This window comes from Bacillus sp. PK6-16 (assembly GCF_056530295.1).
Genome location: NZ_CP096511.1, coordinates 2,992,016 through 3,016,430, shown reverse-complemented (window position 1 = coordinate 3,016,430; position 24,415 = coordinate 2,992,016). Strand labels below are relative to the sequence as shown.

Annotated in this window: 26 protein-coding genes and 1 pseudogene; 15 read left to right on the top strand and 12 right to left on the bottom strand. The window is 31.9% G+C overall.

Features of this window, described 5'->3' with window-relative positions; genetic code table 11:
• Positions 1 to 57: 57 nt before the first annotated feature.
• From M1D66_RS15395 to M1D66_RS15380, 4 genes are all read left to right on the top strand, one after another.
• Entirely contained in the window at positions 58 to 618 is a 561-nt protein-coding gene (locus tag M1D66_RS15395; RefSeq protein ID WP_000581029.1) for a helix-turn-helix domain-containing protein, read from the top strand.
• A 42-nt stretch (positions 619 to 660) separates the two neighbouring features.
• Entirely contained in the window at positions 661 to 1,608 is a 948-nt protein-coding gene (locus tag M1D66_RS15390) for a hypothetical protein (protein ID WP_086389117.1), read from the top strand.
• Between the two features lie 170 nt (positions 1,609 to 1,778).
• Positions 1,779 to 1,928 (top strand): aspartyl-phosphate phosphatase Spo0E family protein, encoded by a 150-nt coding sequence (locus tag M1D66_RS15385; RefSeq protein WP_000417698.1) that lies wholly within the window; start codon positions 1,779 to 1,781, stop codon positions 1,926 to 1,928.
• Positions 1,929 to 2,105: 177 nt separating this feature from the next.
• Positions 2,106 to 3,497, top strand: coding sequence for a protoporphyrinogen oxidase (locus M1D66_RS15380; protein ID WP_048538736.1), 1,392 nt, complete (start codon positions 2,106 to 2,108; stop codon positions 3,495 to 3,497).
• A 55-nt stretch (positions 3,498 to 3,552) separates the two neighbouring features.
• Here M1D66_RS15380 and M1D66_RS15375 read toward each other — a convergent pair whose 3' ends face one another.
• A complete protein-coding gene (locus tag M1D66_RS15375; RefSeq protein WP_242554589.1) occupies positions 3,553 to 4,101 on the bottom strand; it encodes a hypothetical protein in 549 nt (182 codons plus the stop codon).
• 309 nt (positions 4,102 to 4,410) lie between these two features.
• Between M1D66_RS15375 and M1D66_RS15370 the strand changes: the two genes are divergently transcribed.
• A complete protein-coding gene (locus tag M1D66_RS15370; RefSeq protein ID WP_242554588.1) occupies positions 4,411 to 4,962 on the top strand; it encodes a GNAT family N-acetyltransferase in 552 nt (183 codons plus the stop codon).
• 43 nt (positions 4,963 to 5,005) lie between these two features.
• On the opposite strand, the gene M1D66_RS15365 is transcribed toward M1D66_RS15370, so the two are convergent.
• Positions 5,006 to 5,191 carry a cold-shock protein gene (locus tag M1D66_RS15365; RefSeq protein WP_000286203.1) on the bottom strand — a complete coding sequence of 62 codons (186 nt, stop codon included), beginning with the start codon at positions 5,189 to 5,191 and terminating at the stop codon, positions 5,006 to 5,008.
• A gap of 86 nt (positions 5,192 to 5,277) precedes the next feature.
• Complete coding sequence (gene cspD / locus M1D66_RS15360; RefSeq protein WP_000176366.1) at positions 5,278 to 5,481, bottom strand: cold-shock protein CspD; 204 nt, start codon at positions 5,479 to 5,481, stop codon at positions 5,278 to 5,280.
• 392 nt (positions 5,482 to 5,873) lie between these two features.
• Here cspD and M1D66_RS15355 point away from each other — a divergent pair, with 392 nt between their 5' ends.
• The 3 genes from M1D66_RS15355 (at position 5,874) to M1D66_RS15345 (ending at position 8,288) form a co-directional block, all read left to right on the top strand.
• Complete coding sequence (locus tag M1D66_RS15355; protein WP_242554587.1) at positions 5,874 to 6,770, top strand: CPBP family intramembrane glutamic endopeptidase; 897 nt, start codon at positions 5,874 to 5,876, stop codon at positions 6,768 to 6,770.
• Positions 6,770 to 7,429 carry an AAA family ATPase gene (locus tag M1D66_RS15350; RefSeq protein ID WP_242283872.1) on the top strand — a complete coding sequence of 220 codons (660 nt, stop codon included), beginning with the start codon at positions 6,770 to 6,772 and terminating at the stop codon, positions 7,427 to 7,429. The genes M1D66_RS15355 and M1D66_RS15350 overlap by 1 nt, the downstream gene beginning before the upstream one ends.
• Before the next feature lie 253 nt (positions 7,430 to 7,682).
• A complete protein-coding gene (locus M1D66_RS15345) occupies positions 7,683 to 8,288 on the top strand; it encodes a PRK06770 family protein (RefSeq protein WP_000846982.1) in 606 nt (201 codons plus the stop codon).
• A gap of 70 nt (positions 8,289 to 8,358) precedes the next feature.
• Here the strand turns inward: M1D66_RS15345 and M1D66_RS15340 are convergent, their stop codons facing one another.
• Positions 8,359 to 9,225: a LysR family transcriptional regulator gene (locus M1D66_RS15340; protein WP_242554586.1), complete on the bottom strand. Its 867-nt coding sequence runs from the start codon at positions 9,223 to 9,225 to the stop codon at positions 8,359 to 8,361.
• A 129-nt stretch (positions 9,226 to 9,354) separates the two neighbouring features.
• On the opposite strand from M1D66_RS15340, the gene M1D66_RS15335 reads away from it, so the two are divergent.
• Positions 9,355 to 10,398, top strand: a complete 1,044-nt coding sequence (locus M1D66_RS15335; protein WP_242554585.1) for an aspartate-semialdehyde dehydrogenase — start codon at positions 9,355 to 9,357, stop codon at positions 10,396 to 10,398.
• Between the two features lie 78 nt (positions 10,399 to 10,476).
• Here M1D66_RS15335 and M1D66_RS15330 read toward each other — a convergent pair whose 3' ends face one another.
• Both M1D66_RS15330 and M1D66_RS15325 read right to left on the bottom strand, forming a co-directional pair.
• Entirely contained in the window at positions 10,477 to 10,908 is a 432-nt protein-coding gene (locus M1D66_RS15330; RefSeq protein ID WP_242283875.1) for a hypothetical protein, read from the bottom strand.
• 265 nt (positions 10,909 to 11,173) lie between these two features.
• Positions 11,174 to 12,076 carry a LysR family transcriptional regulator gene (locus tag M1D66_RS15325; RefSeq protein ID WP_242283878.1) on the bottom strand — a complete coding sequence of 301 codons (903 nt, stop codon included), beginning with the start codon at positions 12,074 to 12,076 and terminating at the stop codon, positions 11,174 to 11,176.
• 156 nt (positions 12,077 to 12,232) lie between these two features.
• Between M1D66_RS15325 and M1D66_RS15320 the strand changes: the two are divergent.
• From M1D66_RS15320 to M1D66_RS15300, 5 genes and pseudogenes are all read left to right on the top strand, one after another.
• Positions 12,233 to 12,922 (top strand): annotated as a pseudogene (locus tag M1D66_RS15320) (MOSC domain-containing protein).
• A 258-nt stretch (positions 12,923 to 13,180) separates the two neighbouring features.
• The gene (locus M1D66_RS15315) at positions 13,181 to 14,068 is read left to right on the top strand and encodes a GNAT family N-acetyltransferase (RefSeq protein WP_242554584.1); all 888 of its coding nucleotides are present in this window, start codon (positions 13,181 to 13,183) and stop codon (positions 14,066 to 14,068) included.
• A 33-nt stretch (positions 14,069 to 14,101) separates the two neighbouring features.
• Complete coding sequence (locus M1D66_RS15310; RefSeq protein WP_001027679.1) at positions 14,102 to 14,698, top strand: DUF1349 domain-containing protein; 597 nt, start codon at positions 14,102 to 14,104, stop codon at positions 14,696 to 14,698.
• Between the two features lie 221 nt (positions 14,699 to 14,919).
• The gene (locus tag M1D66_RS15305) at positions 14,920 to 16,674 is read left to right on the top strand and encodes an ABC transporter ATP-binding protein (RefSeq protein WP_000834783.1); all 1,755 of its coding nucleotides are present in this window, start codon (positions 14,920 to 14,922) and stop codon (positions 16,672 to 16,674) included.
• Complete coding sequence (locus M1D66_RS15300) at positions 16,667 to 18,463, top strand: ABC transporter ATP-binding protein (RefSeq protein ID WP_049107668.1); 1,797 nt, start codon at positions 16,667 to 16,669, stop codon at positions 18,461 to 18,463. Before M1D66_RS15305 ends, M1D66_RS15300 begins: the two co-directional genes overlap by 8 nt.
• A 662-nt stretch (positions 18,464 to 19,125) precedes the next feature.
• Here M1D66_RS15300 and exsF read toward each other — a convergent pair.
• From exsF to M1D66_RS15275, 5 genes are all read right to left on the bottom strand, one after another.
• The gene (gene exsF, locus M1D66_RS15295) at positions 19,126 to 19,629 is read right to left on the bottom strand and encodes an exosporium protein ExsF (protein WP_001257876.1); all 504 of its coding nucleotides are present in this window, start codon (positions 19,627 to 19,629) and stop codon (positions 19,126 to 19,128) included.
• Positions 19,630 to 20,005: 376 nt separating this feature from the next.
• Positions 20,006 to 20,290: a DUF4183 domain-containing protein gene (locus M1D66_RS15290; protein WP_001123247.1), complete on the bottom strand. Its 285-nt coding sequence runs from the start codon at positions 20,288 to 20,290 to the stop codon at positions 20,006 to 20,008.
• Between the two features lie 242 nt (positions 20,291 to 20,532).
• Positions 20,533 to 20,805: a hypothetical protein gene (locus M1D66_RS15285; protein WP_000774115.1), complete on the bottom strand. Its 273-nt coding sequence runs from the start codon at positions 20,803 to 20,805 to the stop codon at positions 20,533 to 20,535.
• A gap of 386 nt (positions 20,806 to 21,191) precedes the next feature.
• The gene (locus tag M1D66_RS15280) at positions 21,192 to 21,974 is read right to left on the bottom strand and encodes a glycosyltransferase family 2 protein (RefSeq protein WP_000598284.1); all 783 of its coding nucleotides are present in this window, start codon (positions 21,972 to 21,974) and stop codon (positions 21,192 to 21,194) included.
• Between the two features lie 179 nt (positions 21,975 to 22,153).
• Positions 22,154 to 22,738: a LysE family translocator gene (locus M1D66_RS15275; protein ID WP_016122493.1), complete on the bottom strand. Its 585-nt coding sequence runs from the start codon at positions 22,736 to 22,738 to the stop codon at positions 22,154 to 22,156.
• Positions 22,739 to 22,793: 55 nt separating this feature from the next.
• On the opposite strand from M1D66_RS15275, the gene M1D66_RS15270 reads away from it, so the two are divergent.
• Positions 22,794 to 23,408, top strand: coding sequence for a helix-turn-helix domain-containing protein (locus M1D66_RS15270; RefSeq protein WP_130813712.1), 615 nt, complete (start codon positions 22,794 to 22,796; stop codon positions 23,406 to 23,408).
• A gap of 366 nt (positions 23,409 to 23,774) precedes the next feature.
• Here the strand turns inward: M1D66_RS15270 and M1D66_RS15265 are convergent, their stop codons facing one another.
• Positions 23,775 to 24,362, bottom strand: a complete 588-nt coding sequence (locus M1D66_RS15265) for a BclA C-terminal domain-containing protein (protein WP_242554583.1) — start codon at positions 24,360 to 24,362, stop codon at positions 23,775 to 23,777.
• Positions 24,363 to 24,415 lie beyond the last annotated feature (53 nt).

Below are 24,415 nucleotides of genomic sequence, written 5' to 3'. Positions count from 1 at the left end.
TATGTCAGCACAAAGACAATGAAATATGCATTATGATGGATGAAAGGAAGTTTTACTATGATACATGATAGGCTTGGACAAACAGTATTAAGTTATCGTAAGAAAAATAATATGACAATTCGTGAATTCGCTGATTATGCAGGGATTAGTACATCACTAATTAGCCAAATTGAAAGAGGACATGCTAATCCTTCTTTAAATGTTTTGGAATTAATTGCAAAAGCATTAAATGTACCGCTGTTTACACTTTTTATTAACGATATTGATACAGATTCGCTCATTTCTAAGAAAAAAGATCGAAAAAAAGTATATCGGGAAAACAATGATCACATTGTATATGATGTATTAACACCTGATTTTATGAAAGCACGTATTGAAATGTTAATGATGGATTTAAATAAACAAGCAAATACAACAGAAAGCCATTATTCCCATGAAGATAAGGAAGAGATTGCTGTTATTATGAAAGGGGAAGTGTATGTGGAATTGGAGGGAAAAGAATATTTTTTAGAAGAAGGCGATGTTGTACGTATTCCACCGAATGTGAAGCATCGATTTTTGAATAAAAGTGATGAATCGAATCACATTTTATTTGTCCTGACACCATCTTTAGGATGAAAATATAGTGATTTTTATTAGGAGAGGAAAAAATGGAAAACAATGGAAAACAAAAGTATTTTAAAAGGCGGTCTTTCAATTATTTCTCAATGTAAAAAAGAAACAAATGATATTTGGCATGCACATTTTGGAGCAGCTGCAATTGCTAGTTATTTTTTTATGAAAGATAATAATATTGATGAAGAAACAGCTCGTAATATGTATTCGCAAACAAGGATGATGCTGAACAAGAAAAAAATTGGTGAGATGATTGATGATAAAAAAGAAATAGATTTTAAAATTGCGGAAAATATGATTATAAAATCTTTAGAACAAACGATTGATGAGCTTCATTGGGTGGGGCATAACGTCATTTATGCGTCATTAAGTTTATTAGCTATGAAAGAGCTACAAAAATGGGGTGATAATCAAGCAATTGAAGGGATTACTACTCTTATTTTATCATTTCGAAAAACAATTCCGGGTAGATCGTGGATTGGTTATACGACGAAAGAAGTAAAACAATTAAGTTTTGAAGAGGAGATACAAAGTGAATTGAGTAATCCAACACAAGTATCTCAGTTCATTTTAAATGAGTTATCGAAATTTAATAGTATTTATCGAGCGGAATCACATCATGATTTAATTGGGCATTTGCTTACATACTCCCACGCAATTAATATAATGTACGATTTAGGACATATAGATATATTTCAACGAGGGATACGTCCGCTGTTAAAACTAGTATACGTACTAAGAGCTAGCCAAAAGCTCAAGCTGAATACGGAAATAACTTTACACTCACCTATAGATCGATTACCTTTAATTCAATCTAAACGTGCAAATATTTTACCAACTGAAAATATATTTTGGATAAAAGACTATAGTGAATTCGATTGGGATTTTGGTCATGTATTTAAATTCTCATATAGTTATTTTAATCATATACAGAGAGCTCCAAATTATAAAGATATCACATTAGAAAAATTTCGTTATGTTATTAATTCTTAATGAATGTTAATGATCTGTAAAAGGATGTTTAATCTAGTTTCTTTTTTTGTTAGTAGTATATTATTTTTTCAAATATGTAAGATTTTACATGCGTATTTTACTTTTACTAATTATGTAAGTAGGCTATACTGAAATACATACATTTTATTTTTGGAGAGATGTAAAACGACATGGAACTAGCGAAATTGGAAAAAGTAATTGAAATAAAAAAAGAAGAACTTTTATATTTAGTATCGGATTATGGAATTCAACATGAAAAAGTATTGGCATTGAGTCAAGAACTAGACAAATTAATCAATTACTTTATGTTTTTAAAATAAAGAGAACTATGACGGGGGTTGTAAATGTTATAGTTCTTTTTTATTAGGTAATTTGAAAATATATTAAAATATATTGTCTAATTTCTTACAGAATGCGCAACTTGCTAGTCGAATATAAGGACTTTTGGTTATAATAAAAAGGAATTATTAATTGTATCGGTTAGGAGCGCAGCACATATGAAAACAGTTGTTGTTATCGGTGGAGGTATAACGGGACTTTCTACTATGTTTTATTTAGAAAAATTAAAAAAGGATTATAATATCGATTTAAATTTAATTCTTATTGAGAAAGAAGAGTATTTAGGTGGTAAAATCCATAGTGTGGAAGAAAAGGATTTCATTATGGAGTCAGGGGCGGATTCAATCGTTGCTCGCAATGAACATGTTATGCCACTTGTAAAAGATTTAAATTTAGAAAATGAAATGGTATATAATGAAACGGGTATTTCTTACATATATTCTGAAAACATGTTACATCCGATTCCTTCTGATACTATATTTGGGATACCGATGAGCGCCCAGTCGTTGTTTAGCAGTACGCTAGTCTCAACGAAGGGGAAAATCGTAGCTTTAAAAGATTTCATAACGAAAAATAAAGAGTTTACGAAAGATACATCACTTGCTTTATTTTTAGAAAGCTTTTTAGGGAAAGAGTTAGTGGAAAGACAAATTGCTCCTGTGCTTTCAGGTGTATATTCTGGTAAATTGAATGAGCTTACAATGGCATCTACATTACCGTATTTACTGGATTATAAAAATAAGTATGGAAGTATTATTAAAGGTTTTGAAGAGAATAAAAAACAATTTCAATCAGCAGGAAATAAAAAATTCGTATCATTTAAAGGTGGACTATCTACGATAATTAATCGCTTAGAAGAAGTGCTGACTGAAACTGTCGTAAAAAAAGGTGCTATAACGACGGCTGTAAGTAAACAAGAAGATCGATATGAGATTTCTTTTGCAAATCATGAAACAATACAAGCTGATTATGTTGTTTTAGCAGCTCCACATGATATAGCTCAAACTTTATTACAGTCTAATGAGTTAAATGAGCAGTTTAATACATTTAAAAACTCATCTCTTATAAGTATTTATTTAGGATTTGACATACTAGATGAACAACTACCAGCTGATGGTACGGGGTTTATTGTAACAGAAAACAGTGATTTACATTGTGATGCTTGTACATGGACAAGTCGAAAGTGGAAACATACATCGGGTAAACAAAAATTATTAGTTAGAATGTTTTATAAGAGTACCAATCCGGTATATGAAACAATCAAGAATTACAGTGAAGAAGAATTAGTACGAGTCGCTTTATATGATATTGAAAAGAGTCTCGGAATTAAAGGTGAACCAGAAGTAGTTGAAGTTACAAATTGGAAAGATTTAATGCCGAAATATCATTTAGAACATAATCAAGCGGTTCAAGCATTACAAGAAAAAATGACGAATCTTTATCCAAATGTATATTTAGCTGGTGCCTCATATTATGGTGTTGGAATTGGTGCGTGTATTGGAAATGGAAAGAATATAGCCAATGAAATAATGGATACATTAAATAAATAATACTGTAGAATAAATAAAAACTGTCCCTTCAGCAAAATGGAGGAACAGTTTTTATTTATTTTATTTGAATGGAAATTGTATTGTTTTTTACATTGTTTTCTTTTATTGTTAATATTATTTCTCCAGACTCTTTAAATGAATACGGTGATAGTTGATAAATATCTTTTATATCAAGTTTTTCTTGTAATTTATTTACCGGTATTGATACGATATTTGGCTTCCATGTTTCTTGTTTTCCTGAAGGATATTCTATAAGTATTACCGGATTTTTTAACTGTATTGTTTTCCAAGAGACGAAATATAGTTGTACTTCTGTATCTTTTTTTAATAATTCTTCGGAGAAATAACCGAATTCGCCTACATTACCGAAAACAGTGTAGTTTTGATTTTTTAATTTAATATCTAAATAACTAGGTTGATATGTTACTGCATGATAAGTTCCATATGAAAGTGAGAGTATGGCAGCGATTAAAATACCGATTGAAAATGTCTTAAAGCTATTGCCTTTAAAGCTAGTCATCATGAATGAGTTTGGTGTGAATTTTTTTGCGAATAAAAAAATAAGTAATATGAGTAAGAGGGATAAACCGATGAATATATACATAGATTTTTACACCTCCATAGCGTAAAATAGATTAACTATATTTTACCATAAATGTATGGGTTAGGGTGGTTGTTTAGAAGGAGAAAATGAAGAAACAATTTTTTTTACAGTTCTTGATAATTTGAAATTCGATTTATGGAAATTATAGCGTAATGTTTGAGTAGTAATCAGAAGGTATCCAATTCGTGTATATAGAATAAAGAGGGAATGCGTCATTAGAAATGTTTGATTTATGGAACAATAAGGACTTTAGTAATTATAAATATTTTTTCTGATATAATGAATGAGTAGAGAGAAAGGAGTGATCCTATGGCATTTCCTATATTAGAAACAGAACGCTTACGTTTAGTTGAAATAGAACAATCTTATTGTCAAAAAATATATGAAATCTTTTCATTGGATGAAGTAACGTGTTATTACGGTATGAATTCTTTTACGGAGTTTGGACAAGCTTCACGTATGATCGAATCTTTTTCGAAAAATTACTTTGAGAAAAAGGCAATACGATGGGGAATTGTGTTAAAAGAAACGAACGTTTTAATAGGAACAATTGGACTAAACAATTTACAATTATGGAGTAAACGATCTGAGATTGGATATGACCTGCATCCTCGTTATTGGGGAAATGGTTACGCTTCAGAAGCAGCTCGAGAAATTATTGATTATGGATTTAAAGATTTAGGTTTGTTTAGAATTGGAGCTATTACATATCCTGAAAATGATACTTCTTGTAGAATGTTATCTAAAATTGGCTTCCAAAAGGAAGGTCTATTGCGTGGATATATTCATCAAGGAAATAAGCAACACGATGCATTATTGTATTCTATAGTGCGAACTGATGTTGAGGACATAAATTTATAATAAAAAAAACCTCTTAATTAAAAGAGGTTTTTTTTATTATAAATTAACCTAATTTAGGTAATAAACGTTCTCCGCTTTTCATGCTACTTTTACATAAAGGGCATTTAGGCTCTTCTTCAAATGAAAAGTTCTTTCTCATCCATCCTAAACAATCCTCTGATTCACATTCCCAAACAGGGGTTTGTTCTGGTGGTACTTCTGCTACATCGTTCTTTCGATTGCGATACATGTAACCACTCCTTTTATGTAAAAAATTTTAGTTATATATTAAAAAGGTTGTTAACCTTGCTGGTAACAACCTTTTTATTGTTTGAATTATAGCTTTACAACGTTTTTAGCTTGAGGTCCGCGGTTACCTTCTTCAACTTCGAAGCTAACTTCTTGACCTTCGTCAAGAGACTTGAAGCCGTCGCCAGTGATAGCTGAGAAGTGAACGAATACGTCGTTACCGTCTGCAACTTCGATGAAACCGAAACCTTTTTCGCTGTTAAACCATTTTACTTTACCTGTTAATGTCATGGTAATGCCTCCTAAAAGTAGAAAAATTACAATATGATCGGCCTTATTTGAATGAAAATAAAAGTTCACATATTATCAAAAACCCATAAGGAGTACAAAATGTCCCTGATTGATACTTGATAATATGCAAAGAAAATATAGTGTTAAATTGACCTTAATTACTATCTTACAACAAATGGTTGGAAATAGCAAGTGCTGGTAATACCACTGAGTAATCTGGGTGATAATAGTAAAGGCACAAAGGCACCTCTTTTATTTATATATTATTCCTAATTTGGATTTATGCAAAATCATGTAAGAAAAACTTAGAGTAAATATTAATATTGCATTTTTTATGGTAAAATATGGTTGTTAACTGTTAGTAGTTAAATATTATAAAAGGAGAAAAGAAAGTGAAAAATAATTCATTTATAATAATTGAAGCAGCAAAAGCAGGGAGAAAAAAGGTGCATCCAGTCTTTGCTGTAATATTAGCCATTATATTTTTGACTTTAGGCGAACTTTTTATGTTATTTATGTTATTTTTACCAAAAGCTGAAACGATATTCATGAAAGGTATTTATGACAATGTTAGAATGGTGTTAACGTTTGGCGGAGCTATATTTATTTTATTTATATGGGTTCGTTTTGTAGAAAAAAGACCTTTTTCATCCATTGGCTTTTGGAAAGAGAAATGGATGAGAAAGTATTTAAAAGGTGCGTTAATAGGGTTTGTATTTATTTCAACGCCAGTTATTCTACTATTATTAATGGGGAGTGTGAAATTGCAAGTACAACATATTACCTCAACAGTAATAGTAGGAATAGTAGGATCTCTAGTTGCATTTTTAATACAAGGGGCAACGGAAGAAATTATTGTACGAGGTTGGTTATTCCCGGTTCTTTCTGTTAGAAGTCGTATATGGGTTGGAATAATTGTAACTTCATTTTTATTTGGATTTCTTCATCTACTTAATCCGGGAATTACAATATTATCTATATCGAATATAATATTAGTGGGTGTTTTCGCAGCTTTATACGTATTGAAAGAAGATGGTCTGTGGGGAATATGTGCATGGCACTCAATTTGGAACTGGGCTCAATATAATGTATATGGCTTTGCAGTTAGTGGCACAACTGTATATTCTACTCCAATTTTTAAGTCTATAACAAATGGACCAGAAACATTGCATGGAGGCACGTTCGGAATTGAAGGTAGTATCATTACAACAATCATGCTCACTATCGCTTCAATTGTTTTATGGAGAAAGTTATGGGGAAGAAAAGCGAAACAACGAAATTGTAGTTAATGAAAGAGGGGGAAACTATGGGGATAATAGCATTTGAGGGAGCAAGCGCTGTTGGTAAAAGTACCACGTGCCGTGAATTAGAAAAGAATTATGGTGCTTATATAATACCTGAAGTGAATTCTTTATTTGAAAGGCCAAAAAATGAACATAGAACATGGTATTTTGAAAAACAAGTTGAGCGCTGGAATATAGCTGTTCAGAAGTCAGAGCAATATGAATTAGTAATACTCGATGGGGATATATATCAACCACTTAGTTATAATTGGTGCTTTCATTTTGATATATTTAATCAGCCATTATCTTTAATAGAAAATTTTTATAAAGAAAAGATGATAAATAGGGAAATTGGTTTTCCGGATCAATATTTTTATTTATATACGAACGATGAAGAACTTAGAAAGCGGAAAGTATCTGATGAGACGAAAAGAAGAAGAAACTTTGAAAAACATTTACATATATCAAAATCGTTTCAGCGTTATTATGAAAATTTAAATACTGTTACAGATGGGTATTGTAAATTAATTGAGGCGAAAAGTGTAAGAAATAATGAATTAGAAATAGTGAGAAACTCAAAAAATTTGAACGTGTGTGAAGAAAGACGTTTTAATGTTTCGAGGTTAGATGCTATTACGAAGTGGTTAAAAGAAAATCGTGCATAAAGTAAAAACAACGAGTGTTGTAGAACGCGCTCGTTGTTTTTTTTGTTTCTTTATAAATATAAAGGAAAAATTTGTAGAATATTTTCATTATTTAACAGAATAATCTTTCAATTTTAAAGAAAAAGAAATACAATATGAGGAAGTATATATAAATAATATGATAGGGGATGCGATATTTTGAATGAAGTAACAGTTTTTATATAAGAAATAATTAGGTAGTCAGAACAGAGATATTTGGGAGGAAACAAGCGAGATGAAAACATTTTTGAAAATAATAGGTGTTATAGCTGGTATGGCGGTAATCGGAGTAGGTTTAACATATGGTATGCTGCATTATTTAAATAATAGTAAACCAGCTGCGAAAAAGGCATCACCAGCTGCTCCAGCAGTAGAAGTATTAGCTGATAGTAACGTAAAAGCAGAAGATGCAAAGCTTTTAGAAAATGGCAATTATTCATTGCCGAATAGTGGTTTTAATAAAAATTTTAAATGGACAGATGAGAACATACAGACAGCATTACATGAAATGGCACATCAAAAAGCGAAAGCTGATCAAAAGTGGGGCTATATTTTTATTACACAAGAACGGATTGAAAGTTTAATTGATATTGTAAAGAGTAATGATCTTGTACAGGGAAGTACATATGTAGAAATTTTAGAACGATGGAAACAAGGAAAATATGAAAAAGTTGATGGGGATCATAATAAGATTTGGAAATTACAAAGTGGGAATTTAGGAGAAGGAAAAGGAGTAATGTCGGAAGCTGAGCAAAAAGAATTAATTAATCAAGTGTTTATGAACAAAGGTACATATTCAGGTAGTAAATTAATTGCAGGTGGGGGACAGACTAATAAATAATATACTAATTAATGAAAGAGAGTAATTGCTTATTAGGCAATTACTCTTTTTATATGTACTTCTTAATTTCTTAATCTCGTTCAAGTAAGGAAAGAAACGACTGTAATACCGGGGAAATCCATCTAGATTTATGATAGATTACATGACTTTGAATAACGGATGGAGTTTCGATAGGCTGAAAACATAGTTGTTCTTTTTGGCAACTTTCTTGTACAACGATATAAGGAAGAATTGAAATGCCTAACTCACACATGACGGATTGTTTAATGACTTCAACATTGGAAGTTTCAAATGTTTTAGCTGGAATATTTTCGCTTTGACGTAAAAAACGATCTACCATTGGCCTATAGCCACAGCTTTGTTCTGTAAAAATGAACTGGGTGTCCTGTAATAACTGGAATGGATTTGTATGTGCAGCGGAATAAGCTGGTAAAATCCATCCAAATGTTTCATTACTAAAAGTTCGCGTAATAAAATCATTATGTTCTATACTTTCTCCAATTATGAAGACAACGTCTGTTTCTCCTTCACGTAATTTTTGTAATGCTTGTTCATTTGTGTTTGTTTCAAGTACGATATTTACTTTCGGATTTTTCTGTTTGTAAGTACGTAATAATTGTGGTAATCGGTATACCGCTAATGATTCATTAGATGTAATACTTAATGTACCTTCTAAATAATCTGTATTTTGGGGGATTTCTTGCGCTTTTTCATATATTGAAAGTAATTCTAATGCATAAGGATGAAATTGATGACCTGCTTTTGTAAGTAGCACTTTTTTTCCTAACCGATCGAAAAGAGGAATATGTAAATCGTTCTCTAAAGCTTTCATATGTGCTGTAACAGTAGATTGCGCATAACCTAGCGCATGCGCAGCTTTAGAAAAATTACCATACTTCACAATGGCGCAAAATGTTTTAACATGTCTCATTTCCATAAGCGATCCCTCTTTTATTATCATGATTTGTGAATGATTATATCATGTATTTTAATTTTCCAAATGATTAAATTTTGTATAAAATGAAATTGTAGAAATATTCATTCAGGTGATATTGGAGGAGAAAAGATGATCAAAAAGGGCTATCATGTAGCTGTTGTTGGGGCTACAGGTGCGGTAGGGCAAAAAATTATTGAACTGTTAGAGAATGAAATGAAGTTTAATATAGTTGAAGTTACATTGCTTTCGTCAAAACGATCCGCTGATAAGAAAGTAAGATTCAAAGGACGAGAGATAATTATACAAGAGGCAAAAACAACTAGCTTTGAAGGTGTAGATATTGCCTTTTTTAGCGCTGGGGGAGAAGTATCTAGACAATTTGTAACTCATGCAGTTTCTAGTGGTGCGATTGTAATTGATAACACAAGTGAGTACCGAATGGCTCAAGATGTACCGCTCGTTGTTCCGGAAGTGAATGCGCACACTTTAAAACAGCATAAAGGTATCATTGCAGTTCCAAATTGTTCAGCATTACAGATGGTAACAGCACTTCAGCCGATTCGAAAATCATTCGGTTTAGAAAGAATTATCGTTTCAACATATCAAGCTGTATCGGGTTCTGGAATTCATGCGATTCATGAATTACAAGAGCAGGCTAAGTCTATGCTTGCTGGTGAAGAAGTGAAAAGTAATATATTACCGGCGAAAAAAGATAAAAAACATTACCCAATAGCGTTTAATGTACTGCCTCAAGTAGATATATTTACAGACAATGATTTTACTTTTGAAGAAGTAAAAATGATTCAAGAAACGAAGAAAATATTAGAAGATGAAAACCTGAAAATGGCAGCTACTTGTGTACGTGTTCCAGTTGTATCAGGGCATTCAGAATCGGTTTATATAGAACTGGAAAAAGAAGCAACCGTTGCGGAAATTAAGGAAGTATTAATGGGTGCACCAGGTGTTATTTTGCAGGATAACCCTAGTGAACAGCTGTATCCAATGCCATTATATGCAGAAGGGAAAATAGATACATTTGTCGGAAGAATACGTAAAGATCCTGATACGCCAAACGGATTCCACCTCTGGATTGTTTCCGATAACCTATTAAAAGGTGCGGCTTGGAATTCAGTTCAAATCGCAGAGACTTTAGTGGAAAAGGGGATACTTTAATATAGTTTAAAAAACTGGGAAATCGTTAATGATTTCCCAGTTTTTATTTCATAATAGTTTTCTATATTTCGACCAACTTTACTTTAAATTAGTTGTTATTGAATTTTTATAAATATCTACTTTATGTGCAGTGAAGCGTAAGGTTTTGGATTCTGCATGAATTGTAAGGTTAATAATAATCGATAACGGCATTTCGACCGTTTTCACAATATCTTCTATAGCAATATACTCATTTTCTGTTTCGTTATAATAAACAACAGAACGAATTACTGCCTCGTTATTTTCAATGTCAATTTCACACATCATAGGGAATTTTTCACCATTATGTAAGAATAGTTCGCCTAGTACGATTGAACCGTTTAACTCCTCTGTAAAATTAGTAGTTGTTGCTGGTTTTATCCATGTTTCGTCATGTTCTTCATTTTCCTCTTCATCTATTGCCCATTCCCATATGGGGTTTTGTTTTAGGTCTTCAATAGTTAATTCATCAATTGGTTTGCAATTAATCATACATAAATTCTCCTTTTGTTTTGATAAATAAGTGTCTTAGTTTCATGAATTAGATGATTGCTTATAAGTGGGTTCAAGAAAGTATTTTGCTCATTTGATATCCAAACTACTTTATTTTGAAATCAAGCTATTATAGCAATATTAACAAAACTTTAATTGGGTACATTAAAGTTTATAAGAGTTAAATATAATGTTTACTTTGTTTTGAAAAGAGATTATTCTACTAGATCGTTGTGAAACGGTTTCATAGGATAATCTCTTTTGTTTAGTTTTGGAAAGAACGTACTGTGATTTTTAGTTGCTCAATAAATTCTCGAGTTGCAGCACACATATATTTATCTTTTCTATAAATTAGCCCTATTTCAATTGTTGGAGTAGGGGTTTCTATTTTAATAGCTTGAATGTTTTTATTTTGTAAAAAGTCTATATATGGTTTGGGTAACACTGTAATTCCCATTCCTTTAGAAACCATCTGGATTAAAGATTCCATCGTACTAATTTCTAAAATTGGCCTTGGTTTAAAGTTGAATTTTTGACAATGAGATGTAATTAGTTCGGTTAAAAAGAAATTTTTAGGTAAAAGAATTAAAGGGTAGTTCTGTAATTCAGCAATAGATACATGATTACGTTCAGCTAATCGATGACCAGTGGGCACGACTAATGTAAGATCGCTTTTGTATAGAGGGATGGAGATAATCTCTTTATCTTGCACCGGGAGAAATGTAATTCCAATATCTAGTTCGTTTTGTAATAATTTTTCACGAATATCTCCTGTACGAAGCCCTAATACAGAAAGCTCTATATTGGGATATAAATTATTAAAATTTAAAATAGCTGGTGGTAGTAAATAATTTACGACGGTTAACAAAGCCCCTATTGTTAAGGAACCTTGCTGTAATCCGTTTAGGTCTTGAATAGCTGAACGAGCTTGTTCGACTTCATGAAAAATGGTTTTACTATGTGATAATAAAATCTTCCCTGCTTCAGTTAAAGATATTTTTTTACCAATTCGATCGAAAAGTGGCATTCCTACTTCATGCTCTAATGCACGTATTTGTTGACTTAGAGAAGGCTGTGAAATATTTAATTTCTCAGCTGCTTTTGTGAAATGTAATTCTTTTGAAACAGCTAAAAAGTATTCAAGTTGTCGTAATTCGATTGGAATCACCTCAAGTATAATAATAGGTTATACCTATCATTATTATATAAATAATTGAATTGAACAATGATTTTAGAGATTTTATAATCATCTCTATATAACAGAGAGGTTTGTAAAAATTAATCGAGAGAAAATACATGTAACACCTGTAAAGGAGGAAATAGAATGGCTAATGAATATCAATTATTATCTTTAAATATAGGATTACCAAAAGAGGTTACATACGGCGGAAAGGTAATTCATACAGGCATAAATAAGAAACAAGTAAAAGAACCGGTATATTTATCCTTTGTAAAATTTAATGGGGATGGACAAGCTGACTTAGTTCATCATGGAGGAGTAGATAAAGCAGTTTGTGTTTATACTGGTGATCACTATCCATACTGGGAAAAAGAATTGAATCAAGATCTTGTATATGGGGCTTTCGGAGAAAATATAACAGTTAGTGGTATGCGGGAAGAGGATGTTTGTATTGGTGATACGTTTGAGCTAGGACAGGCAATCGTACAGGTAACATAGCCAAGGCAACCTTGTTTTAAATTAGCAAAAAAATATAATATTCCAAAGTTACCACTATATTTTCAAGAAACAGGATATACAGGATTTTATTTTCGTGTATTAAAAGAAGGATGGGTATCATCAGTCGATACCTTAAAAAAACTACAGTCTGATCCAAAAGGTGTTTCAGTAGCGTTTGCTAATCGTATCATGCATAAGGAAAAACAAAATATTGAAGGGGTAAAAAGGATATTAGAAGTAAATGCACTTTCAAATAGTTGGAGAAAGTCTTTTGAAAAGCGTATAAGTGGAGAAGAAATTAATACGAAGGAAAGACTTGAAGGGATAAAAGAATAAAAATATTTTATTATAAATAGTGTATTTCTATTAGTAAAAGCTAATTAGAAAGCGCTATTTTTATATAATAAACTAATTAATATCCAGAAATCTTAATATTGTTTTATTCGACTTATTTTCAAATAGTCAAAACATAAAATTAATTAGACTTTTTTTTTATGTTTTATGATAGTATATTGATTGGTAAGACCTCTATTTTTAAGAGTAGGTCATATAAGTATATCTAATTTAATGGAATTTAATATTTGGAGGTACAACATGGGGAATGTTGAAAAATTGGCAAGTCTTCTAATAGAAGAACCGAAAAGAGAGCAGTTATTTCCTTTATTTGAAGAAGTGTTTGGAATTAAAACTCAAACATTGAATGATTTTTCGGATAAAGGATATTGGGATGATACATATAAAGCTTTATCGTTTTTACAAGAAGATAAAGTGATTGCAAATGTTGCGGCATTTTCACTCCCATTATTAATTAATGGTGAAAAAATAAATGCAGCGGGTATTCAATCAGTAATGACACACCCTAATTTCCGTAGACAAGGGCTAATGACACAATTAATGGATAAAATGATAGAAGAAATCGATAAGAAATGTGAATGTGCATTATTGTTTACGGAAAAACCTGAACTATATACAGCATTTGGGTTTAAAGTTGTGCAGGAATATTTGATGACTATACCATATGATAAAAATATTAATAATAACGATTCACTACTTAAAAAGTTAGATTTCTATAATATAGAGAATAGACAGTTAATACATGAAACTATTGATAGTAGCCAAAGACTTTCAAATAGTTTTTCAACTTTAAACTTCCATCCTTCATTTTATTTGAATATGTATGATTCGGAATGGAATGAGAAATTGTATTATTCAGAGAAACTAGATGCTTTAATCGTTTATGAAGTAGACAATGAAAAGTTGAAATTATTTGGAGTATTTGCGCCAGTACTTCCGGTTTTAGATGAATTATGTGGAGAAATCAATGAAAGGTTTACTGAAATCGAATTTTATTTTTCTCCGGATCAATTAGGGGTTGAGGATATACAGTTTACAGAATTACAGTCTAGCAAGTATTTAATGGTGCGAAGTGATAAAGAGTTAGATTTTAAAGGTTATAAATTCCCAGTATTAGCGGAGTTTTAAATGTCTATATAAATGCTTTATTATGGAGGAACTATGAATATATCGTATATACCAGAACGTATTGAGCAACTCACTATAATGAATGTACCTGAGTACTATAAGATTAATGATAATCATGCGTTTATTGTCCGTTCGAAAGCAGAAACTGATTTTTGGCTTAAAACACATTATGGTTTTGAAGTAATGAATGGTCATGTATTTTATAATGAGATGATGACAGACTTTCAAGCTGAAGTTCAGTTACGTATGAATCCAAATTCAAAATTCGATCAAGCAGGTCTTTTTGTTATGATTTCGGAGAACTGTTGGCTAAAAACATCTTTGGAATATATCCCTGAAGGGCCATCTCACTTAGGTGCTGTCGTAACGAATAATGGATATTCTGACTGGTCAACGCAAGATTATCCAACTGAAGCAGCTAAGCAACAACTTTGTTTTCGAATTATTCGAAAACGCGGTGATTATACAATATATGTGAAAAAGAGCCATCAATGGGAACAAATAAGAATCGCTCATCTAATGGAGGATATAGGGAATGAGCCTATTAAAATAGGTTTTTACACGTGTAGTCCTTCTAAAAATAAGGGATTTGAGACTGAGTTTTTAAATTTTACAATTGAAGAAATATAGATGAAAAACCGTATTCTTTTCATTAAGAATGCGGTTTTTGTATTTACATAATATAAAGCACATTTATTGACCAGAAAGTCATTAATACTTATCATTTAATAATGTTAAATATTAATTTACATAATATAATAGAAGTAATGAAGAAATTACAAAATATATCGCTTAAATAAGGAGGGATATGAATTATTCAGTGGTAATTTCATGGGAAAAGGAGATTATGTATGAAATCATTTCGTAAGTTATTACAGTATTTAAAACCATACATGTTCTTCGCTATTATTGGGCCGCTATTTATGGTACTTGAGGTTGCGATGGACTTAATTCAACCGACTATTATGCAACATATCATTGATGTTGGGATTGCAAATCGGGATTTAAATTATGTAATAAAAATGGGGCTTCTTATGATAGGAGCAGCAGCACTCGGTTTAGTTGGAGGGCTTGGGTGTATGATGTATTCTACAAAAGCAGCTGTTAATTTCGCTACAGACATACGAAAAGATGTGTTTGCGAAAATAGAAACATTTTCTAGTAATAATCGGGACTCATTTGGAACAGGTAAATTATTAACGATCGTAACAAATGATATCACTTCTATTCAATCGGCAATGACGATGACATTACGTGTTCTCGTTCGTGGTCCACTGTTATTTATCGGAAGTATAATTATTGTTTTTGTAACAGCGCGAGAGTTATTTCCAATATTACTTGTAGTTGTTCCGATTTTATTACTTGCGATTATTTTAATTGCAAGTAAAGCAAGTGGTACATTTAAAAAGGTGCAAGAGGCATTGGACAAAGTGAATACAAAGTTACAAGAAAATTTATCTGGTGTGCGTGTTATAAAAGCGTATGTAAGACAAAAATATGAAATCGCTCAATTTGGAAGTGTAAATACAAATTTAACGAAGATAAATATTCGAGCTGTGCAGCTTATTTCTTTAATGATGCCAATCATTATGCTAGTTGTAAGTGGCGGGATTGTCGCAACATTATGGATTGGTGGAGAAAAAGTATTCAATGGAACGCTTCAAGTAGGAGCGATTTTGGCATTTATTAATTACTTGAATATCATTTTAATGTCACTTATGTCGATTAGCATGGTATTTATTCAAATTGCGAGAGCTTTTCCATCTGCGGATCGTGTACAGCAAGTGTTAAATACCGAGGTTGATATAATAAGCGAAGCGAATGCAATCGAACCTGAGAAAATCGAGGGGAATATCGAATTTAAAAATGTTAGTTATAGCTATACGAAAAATAATGAATACGTTTTAAAAGATATTTCGTTTAACATACAAAAAGGTGAAAAAGTAGGGATTATTGGATCAACTGGAAGTGGTAAATCTACCTTAGCGAAACTGTTACCACGTCTATATGATGTGGATCAAGGTGAAATATGTATAGATGGAATAGATGTTAAAACATATGATTTGCAAAAACTCCGTGCTTCAATAGGGTTTGTACCTCAGAAGGCTTTGTTGTTCTCAGGTAGTATAGAAGAGAATTTACGTTATGGTAAAGAAAATGCAACACATGATGAGCTGGAAGTAGCAGCTGCATCAGCTTGTGCGACTGAGTTTATCAATAAGCTGGAAGAATCTTATCAATATAATTTAACACAAGGTGCGACAAATCTATCAGGTGGACAAAAACAACGTGTATCAATTGCAAGGGCACTTGTGAGAAAACCACCGATTCTCATATTAGATGATTCTACATCAGCAGTTGATGCAAAATCAGAGGCTACTATTCAAACAGCTTTAAAAACAAAATATAAAGGCACAACGACTTTATTAATCGCGTCCAAAATTTCTTCCATAATGGATGCGGATAAAATACTTGTATTAGATAATGGTGAATTAGTTGGCAATGGTACACATGAACAATTGTTAGAACGAAGTGAGGTTTATCAGGAAATTTATCTTTCCCAAGGTGGTAATTTGCATAAAGAAGGTGGGGAAGAACATGCGTAATTTTCAAGGGCAATTTGCTAATAAAGGTGGACGAAACACGCCAAAGATGGGGAAAGCTAAAAATGCTCAAGGAACTGTAATGCGGATATGGAACTATATGGGCTACCAAAAAGCTGCTCTTATGTTTGTTATATTTCTAGTCGTTGTTACTACTTTACTTGGATTATTAGGTCCCTATTTTATGGGGGTCATTATAGATCAATATATTGTACCGAAAGATTTAAGTGGTACAGCAAGAATGTGTATGTTACTTATCGCGATTTACGGTGTAACTGTACTTTTAACATGGTTACAAACATTTGTCATGATTAACGTTGCATTAAAAACAATTCAAAAAATACGACAAGATATTTTTGAGAAAATCCAAACGCTTTCTTTACGGTTCTTTGATGTGCGTTCCCAAGGTGATTTAATGAGCCGTGTGACAAATGATATAGATAATTTGAATCAAGCTTTGACACAAAGTGTTGTACAAATTATTTCATCAGCGTTAACTTTTATAGGTGTAACGATTGCGATGTTCGCTTTAAATTGGATTTTAGCAATTGTAACTTTAATTACAGTACCTATTATGTTTTACGTTACAAAAAAACTAGTTGCATATAGTGGTAAAAACTTTGCGAAGCGTCAAAAAGATTTAGGTGAATTAAATGGATTTATTGAGGAAGCAATTACAGGTGCGGATGTTACAACGTTGTATGGAAAAGAAAAAGAAACTGTACAAAAGTTCAATAAAATTAATGAACAGCTAAGAGTTTCAGCTACGAAGGCTGATACATTTTCAGCTTTTATTTTTCCAAGTATGAACTTTATTAATAACTTAGGTATGGGGCTTGTCATTGGGACTGGATCAGTTATGGTCTTAAACGGAATGACAACAGTAGGAGTTATTGCGGCTTTTATTAATTATTCTCGTCAATTCTCAAGACCGCTAAGTCAATTTGCGACTTTAATGAATACAATTCAAGCGGCAGTTGCTGGTGGAGAACGTGTTTTTGAAATTATGGATGAGGTACCAGAAATTCAAAATAAAAAAGACGCATTCGTTGTACAAAATTTACAAGGGCATGTTGCACTTGAGAATGTTTCATTTGGCTACGCAGAAAATAAAACGATTTTAAAAGAAGTGAGTCTTAAAGCGCAGCCAGGAGAGACAATTGCTTTAGTTGGTCCGACTGGATCAGGGAAAACAACAATCATTAATTTATTAACTCGCTTTTACGATATACAGCAAGGACAAATTCATATTGATGGAAAAGATATAAAAGATTATGATATTAATTCTTTACGAAGTAAAATAGGAGTAGTTTTACAGGATACGTATTTATTTGCTGGTTCAATTATGGATAATATCCGTTATGGACGCTTAGATGCTACTGATGAAGAAGTTATCACTGCAGCTAAGGCAGCATCTGCACATTCTTTTATTAAGCATTTGCCAAATCAATATGAAACAGAAATTGCTTCAGAAGGATCGAATTTAAGTCAAGGACAAAAACAACTTCTTGCGATTGCACGAGCAATTTTAGCAGATGCAGATATATTAATTCTCGATGAAGCGACATCTAATATTGACACAAGAACAGAATTACAAATACAAGCAGGACTAAATAATTTAATGAGAGGTCGCACAAGTTTTGTGATCGCTCACCGACTTAAAACAATTGAAAAAGCAGATCAAATCCTTGTTATAAAGGATGGGGGAATTTTAGAAAGAGGGGATCATGAATCTCTCATGGAAGATAAAGGGTTTTATTTTGATTTGTATACGAGCCAGTTTAAAATATAGTAAAAGCATTGATATGTTGCGGTTTCTCTTGAGAGGAGAAACCGTATTTTTATATTTGTAAATATTACTATTCAAATGGTCTTTCACTATATATTTTAACAGCATCCCCTGTATGCTAGGAAAAACATGTGAATAACGATTTAATGTTATGAACATATCTTTATAACTGAAGTGTTCACTTATAGTCTTTGGATGTATACCTTGTTTCAAAAGTAGCGTAGCATGTGTATAACGTAAATCATAAAATCGAACCTTACAAATTGGAATTTAAATAAAAAGAACGCTGTTAAAAGCGCTCTGAGACAAACCATATATTTAGAGAGGAATCAAGATAATATATGGATATTGTGTGAGAATGTTGTAGGTTTTAATGAAAAATAAAGCACACATATAAGTGTGCTTTTATGAACGCTTTAGATTTGTATGACTATATAGTCATACAATAAAATATGCTTGTTTAATATAAATGTGTGTCAAATCTATAAAAAGATATTGTGTATAAGGAACAATAAATGTTAATTAGCCAAGTCTTTTGTTTTTATCCTGCTATTTGCCGGGTAGTAAGACCCCCACCTCAAAATTCAGCAGAAGCAAAGAAGTTAGGCGGGGGCTGGACTGCCCGTAAAGTCCGATTGGTGAGGGCTGATTAAAGTTTCACTTTATTAACGAATTTGCGCAACTGTTAACGCTGCAGAACGAATATCTACTGTACCTATTACTTCAACGGGGACAATTTGAATTAAATCACCAGGATTTAAGTTAATTAGAATGACACCACTTGATACATCGACTTCACCAGTTCCGATAATATTAGAACGGACTGCGGTTCCGGATCCTGCAATAACATTAGTCGATGAATTTAATGTCAAGAAAAAGCGTGCTGCTTCCGGGGCTAATGGAACGTTATCAAGGCTAATCGTTAATGTATAGCTAATTTGATAAATACCAGCTACCTGAATTTTAATACCAGTTCCAGTACTAATTGTATCATTGATTACAGGGACAGTAATATTAGGATTTGGGCCTGTACTAGGTAATAGTAGTGGTGTAAATAATGTTGCAAATTGAGGTGAAGTAGCATTGAAGGCAAAACCTAGGGCAGGTAGTGTACTAGGTGCTTGTGCTTCACAATTAAAATTAGCGAATTTACGAATGGATGAGCGCATATTTTCACTCCTTTCTTGTATTTAGATTTCGTGAGTATTAACTTCACATTTTGGACAAGCATAATACAATATATGAAAATTTATAGTAGATAGTGCACAAGCATTACTATTACGGATAAAGCTATGAATAATAATAAATACTATATGGAAAAAGCAGTTAGCTAACTGCTTAGTAGGTTCTCCAAGAGCAAATAGGCGCAAAATTATTGCACTCTCAAAAAGATCACTACAGATAAGTGCTCTTTTTGAGAGTGAGTATAAATTTCTATCATTCTATCTAGTATTTGCACTGTATTATGTAGTTGCTACTAAAATTGATGTGAATTTTTAAAATTAGAGGTTTCTTTTAATGAAACCTCTAAAAAGACAACTAAATTTACGTTATAGTAAATTCAATTGCGATAGGAGTGCCTCCATCTAGGACTGCTCCTCCTACAATAGTAGCAGCTGTAGTAGTCACACCAGTAATAGTATCACCTGTTTGAATAACACCATTAATATAAAGTGTTAAAAAGGCATAAGAAGCAGGGAATGTTGTTACAGCACCAGTGTCATCAGTGAAGTCTGTGTTAGCAAAAGTTAAATCTGCACCAGCAGCAGTTCCTGTTGCGGCTGTACTTACAAATCGTCTTCCGGCTATAAAAGGTTTAACGATAGGCATTTATATTCACCCCTTTTTGAGAATTAACTTAGACAAGTTTTTTGAAAGTTTTGTCCTGTATCGTATATTATGCTGTGCTTCTACTAAGAGATACGGCTTGTATACTAGTAAATAAGTATAATTATTATGCGTTTTATAAGTTAGGTTCTTATAAGTAATTAAGTGGTTAAGGTTGGATTTTGTATATGGTATGTTTATGTTAAAAAAGAGAGCTCTTTTAGAAAGAGCTCTTAATCAAATTATTATCTTAGTGTTGGAGGGAAACTGGCGGCCTCAGTGACAGATGGTAGAAATAATTTACGTGGTATTGTAATAAATTCAAGCGCAATTTGCTTTGGATAAAAAAGTATTTGAGTTAAATCTAGAGCATGTATTAATAGTATCATGAAGCTTGTAAGAATGATAAAACTACCCCAAAAGAAACTTTTTGAAGTGTTGCGGAAATCTTTTATTAAAGAAAAGAATGAAAAAAATGCGGTAACAATGAGAATAAAAAATTTATACTTATCAGCCATTGTGATCCTCCTAAAGAACAGTAATTTATATTATACCGTATTTTTCAATATTATTATAAAAAGATTTTAAAGTGAATAATAAGAAAAAAATAAAGCCATAACTTCAAACATTAGTTTAGGTTCTATTGTTTGAATTTTTTGTTTTAGAAGGTATATAATCTGAAATTGAAAATTTTCCAAATGAATTACGATTTTTTATTTCTGATCCAACATCAAGTGCTTAATGAAATGGTATGAAAGATTATAGGCTAGTGATACGAGATTAAATAAGAGGAATTTGCGTGCTGCAAGCGTCCTAGCTCAGATTTCTACTAGAGAAAAGTATTTAGTTGGAGTTGGTATGTTAATAAAAAACGGATGGATGACGAAACTAAATATTCATGACATTAAGGACAAAGATCAGGAAATATAATTTGGTATTCTGGGAATAACCGGAGATCCGTAGTTAAGGTTGCATAGTATTTGTATTTTTTTTCTAATTTTTCAATTGTTGTTAAGTGATGAGAACCTAATCCGCGTCGTACACTATGTTGAGAAAGAGTCGGCCCAATTTGTAATTTTCGTTTTTTCATTGCATCGTTCCATGGACTATAAAAAAATTTAAAAATAAAAGCAGGTTCCATGTAAATGCTATAAGGATAATGCGAACCATGTCTCCCGACTCTATAGTTCCCGTGCGAATTATTGTGAATTAATCTACCGTTAAGATATAGTTGGTTTGGATTAGGTTGAATTATTATGCCGTGATAACGTTGTTTAACAAGCGGAGAGCTATATCTTGGATTAGTGTAGCCATGAGTCGGTTCATCAATCATCATAATCATTCTTATTGAAAACATATTGCCGCTCATAGTGTTAAGTGATTTGAAAAATTGTTCTTTATTATAACAGCACAGGAATTCTGTCGTATTCAATACCATTTTCCATCCTGTAATTTCTCTTTCAATTTCCATAACTTCTTGATCAACTAAATAAGCATCAAATTCGAGTGATTTTGAGTTTCGTATTTCCCAATTAGGAGCGAATGTTTTACAGATTTCAACTGAACGATCAGTGGATCCACGGTTAATAAGAATGCCATGATCAAATAGCTTTGTATGGTGCATTAACCACCATGGAAGTAAATATTCTTCATTGTAAAAATGAGAAATTAAAGTAGTCTTAATCAAAATCACCTCCGTATTTAACCTGCTTCTTATTTAATATGATATGGAAGGAAACCTATTGTTAGAAGGTTTCCTCTTAAAAGTTTTAAACCACATAGGGTATGTGGATGGATTAGTATATAAAGTAGTCTGATTGATAAAGAGTGGTATTAAAAAGTACAAAATCTAAAATGAGCATCGAATTAGTGTATAACGATTGAAACGGCACTGAAAACTAATAAAACAGCCATAATGATGTTGAATAATTGGTTATGTTTTACTAATAATTTTTGGAATATTGAACCAAATAAACTCCAACTAAATGTACTCAGTAAACCGACTATACCTAGAAATAATGAGAAAAGCAGAAAACTTGAATATGAATTGTAGTAGGGGAGTATAAAAGTAGAGACTACTGTGAGTCCGAATAATATTCCTTTTGGATTAACAAATTGAATGAAAATACCCACTGTAAATAAGTTTTTATTATTTTTTTCATTGTGATCTGCACCGCCTTTACTAGTAATTATTTTAAAGGCTAAATATAGCATATACGCGACACCTAAAATTTTTAAAGGAAATTCAATTATAGGGATAATATTAATTAATACAATATTAAAGAAACTGCATAAAGAAGTGAGGATGAAAAAACCGAATGCTACTCCAAAGCAAAAGTTTATGCTTCTCTTTAATCCATGTTGATTTGCGTATGTCATAGCTAAGAAATTGTTGGGACCAGGTGTGAAGCTACTTATAAATACAAATAACAAAAAAGAAAATATAGGCATTTCAAAACCCCCTATTTTTTGTGTGTTATAATGACCAAAAAGAACAATATAACGTGTGCTTTTTATTATACATAACGGTCGTTATATTGTATACAGTGTAGGAGTGTTTTTTATGGAAGAAATTCAACTTATTCTGGCAAAAAATTTAAAATCAATACGTGAAAAAGAAAAATTAAGTTTAGAAAAGGTCTCTCAATTAACAGGTGTAAGTAAAACAATGATTGGACAGATAGAAAGAGGAGATTCAAGCCCGACACTAACAACAATATGGAAAATTGCTAATGGTTTGAAAGTATCATTTACCTCTTTAATTAATAATCCACAGCCTGATACGAAAGTAGTTTTACGAAATGATGTTCAAGTATTGTCTGAAGACAATGGGAGATATAAGGTGTATCCCTCATTTCCTTTCCAAGATGATAGGAATTTTGAAATCTATATGGTTGAAATTGATACAGAAGGGAAATTAAGTTCAGAAGCGCATAAAGAAGGAACAGAAGAGTTTATAACGGTATTTGAAGGGAAATTGACAATTGACATAAATGATTGTCAATATACGTTAAATAATGGAGACTCAATTCGCTTTAAGGCGGATAGACCGCATACTTATACTAATTCAGGAAGAACATTAACTCGGTTAAGTATGACTATTTATTATCCAGCTTTATAAGCTGGCAATAATATAAAGAGTAAAAGTAAATGTGTATTGTTAAAACCATCTATAAGAGATGGTTTTATTTTTTTGAATATAAAAAAAGACACTCAATTGAGTGTCAATATAGTATTGCTCTCGCGTATAGGATTGGAGATGTTCCTCAAATACATATTGAGATGGTCTGTAAAGAAGAAACGATCTTCATCTTTAATGTAACATCGACATGGGGGAAGTGTAAATTGATAATATATATACGGAAAATTTAGTATAGATGTTTTCTACTATGGATATAGTACAATTTATTTTTATTACTTAATCACTATCGTAATATTTATCAATTGAGTATTTAGATTGTTTATTATAAAAAGAATGAATCATTTTTTAATCAATTCGTATAATTGTAAGAGAGGCACCTGTTGATCCACCTCCAACTAAATTCACGACGGATAATATACCAAATAATTGTAGTGAAATTGTATTACCAGCATTTAAATTAGTAATTAAATTATTACTATAATTTGAAGTTGATAAAGCGGGAGAAAAAATAGAGCCAGGAATTGGCGTAGAAGCGTTTAATAGTAGTCTAGTTCCAGCAAGTAGAGCGGTTGTCGTATTAACTTGATAGGTTAAATGATATCTTCCAGTTACAGGAATTGTAAATACGTCATTTGAAGCGTTAACTGTAAAATTACCAAGACTTTGGTTATTTGAAAGTAGAATGTTTGTTCCTCCTAATATGACTGAAACAGGACCACCTGATGTATTATTAGCGAACATAGAGTTTGTTGTAACGATTGAACCAGTACTTCCGGTAGGTCCAGTACTTCCGGTAGACCCAGTACTCCCGGTAAGCCCAGTACTTCCAGTAGGCCCCGTAGGTCCAGTAAGCCTGTAAGGGAAAATAATGTCAAGGGCCATTGACATTATTTCTTTTTTTCTAATTTCATTATTATCTTGAATATAAATCACCTCATCTTTTTAAATAGAATGATTAATTTATTATATTAATTAAAGCGGTTATA

Coding starts and splice junctions, on each gene's coding strand:
- M1D66_RS15395 (WP_000581029.1), top strand. CDS start 58: ATGATACATGATAGGCTTGGACAAACAGTATTAAGTTATCGTAAGAAA.
- M1D66_RS15390 (WP_086389117.1), top strand. CDS start 661: ATGGAAAACAAAAGTATTTTAAAAGGCGGTCTTTCAATTATTTCTCAA.
- M1D66_RS15385 (WP_000417698.1), top strand. CDS start 1,779: ATGGAACTAGCGAAATTGGAAAAAGTAATTGAAATAAAAAAAGAAGAA.
- M1D66_RS15380 (WP_048538736.1), top strand. CDS start 2,106: ATGAAAACAGTTGTTGTTATCGGTGGAGGTATAACGGGACTTTCTACT.
- M1D66_RS15375 (WP_242554589.1), bottom strand. CDS start 4,101: ATGTATATATTCATCGGTTTATCCCTCTTACTCATATTACTTATTTTT.
- M1D66_RS15370 (WP_242554588.1), top strand. CDS start 4,411: ATGGCATTTCCTATATTAGAAACAGAACGCTTACGTTTAGTTGAAATA.
- M1D66_RS15365 (WP_000286203.1), bottom strand. CDS start 5,191: ATGTATCGCAATCGAAAGAACGATGTAGCAGAAGTACCACCAGAACAA.
- cspD (WP_000176366.1), bottom strand. CDS start 5,481: ATGACATTAACAGGTAAAGTAAAATGGTTTAACAGCGAAAAAGGTTTC.
- M1D66_RS15350 (WP_242283872.1), top strand. CDS start 6,770: ATGAAAGAGGGGGAAACTATGGGGATAATAGCATTTGAGGGAGCAAGC.
- M1D66_RS15345 (WP_000846982.1), top strand. CDS start 7,683: ATGAAAACATTTTTGAAAATAATAGGTGTTATAGCTGGTATGGCGGTA.
- M1D66_RS15340 (WP_242554586.1), bottom strand. CDS start 9,225: ATGGAAATGAGACATGTTAAAACATTTTGCGCCATTGTGAAGTATGGT.
- M1D66_RS15335 (WP_242554585.1), top strand. CDS start 9,355: ATGATCAAAAAGGGCTATCATGTAGCTGTTGTTGGGGCTACAGGTGCG.
- M1D66_RS15330 (WP_242283875.1), bottom strand. CDS start 10,908: ATGATTAATTGCAAACCAATTGATGAATTAACTATTGAAGACCTAAAA.
- M1D66_RS15315 (WP_242554584.1), top strand. CDS start 13,181: ATGGGGAATGTTGAAAAATTGGCAAGTCTTCTAATAGAAGAACCGAAA.
- M1D66_RS15310 (WP_001027679.1), top strand. CDS start 14,102: ATGAATATATCGTATATACCAGAACGTATTGAGCAACTCACTATAATG.
- M1D66_RS15305 (WP_000834783.1), top strand. CDS start 14,920: ATGAAATCATTTCGTAAGTTATTACAGTATTTAAAACCATACATGTTC.
- M1D66_RS15300 (WP_049107668.1), top strand. CDS start 16,667: ATGCGTAATTTTCAAGGGCAATTTGCTAATAAAGGTGGACGAAACACG.
- exsF (WP_001257876.1), bottom strand. CDS start 19,629: ATGCGCTCATCCATTCGTAAATTCGCTAATTTTAATTGTGAAGCACAA.
- M1D66_RS15290 (WP_001123247.1), bottom strand. CDS start 20,290: ATGCCTATCGTTAAACCTTTTATAGCCGGAAGACGATTTGTAAGTACA.
- M1D66_RS15285 (WP_000774115.1), bottom strand. CDS start 20,805: ATGGCTGATAAGTATAAATTTTTTATTCTCATTGTTACCGCATTTTTT.
- M1D66_RS15275 (WP_016122493.1), bottom strand. CDS start 22,738: ATGCCTATATTTTCTTTTTTGTTATTTGTATTTATAAGTAGCTTCACA.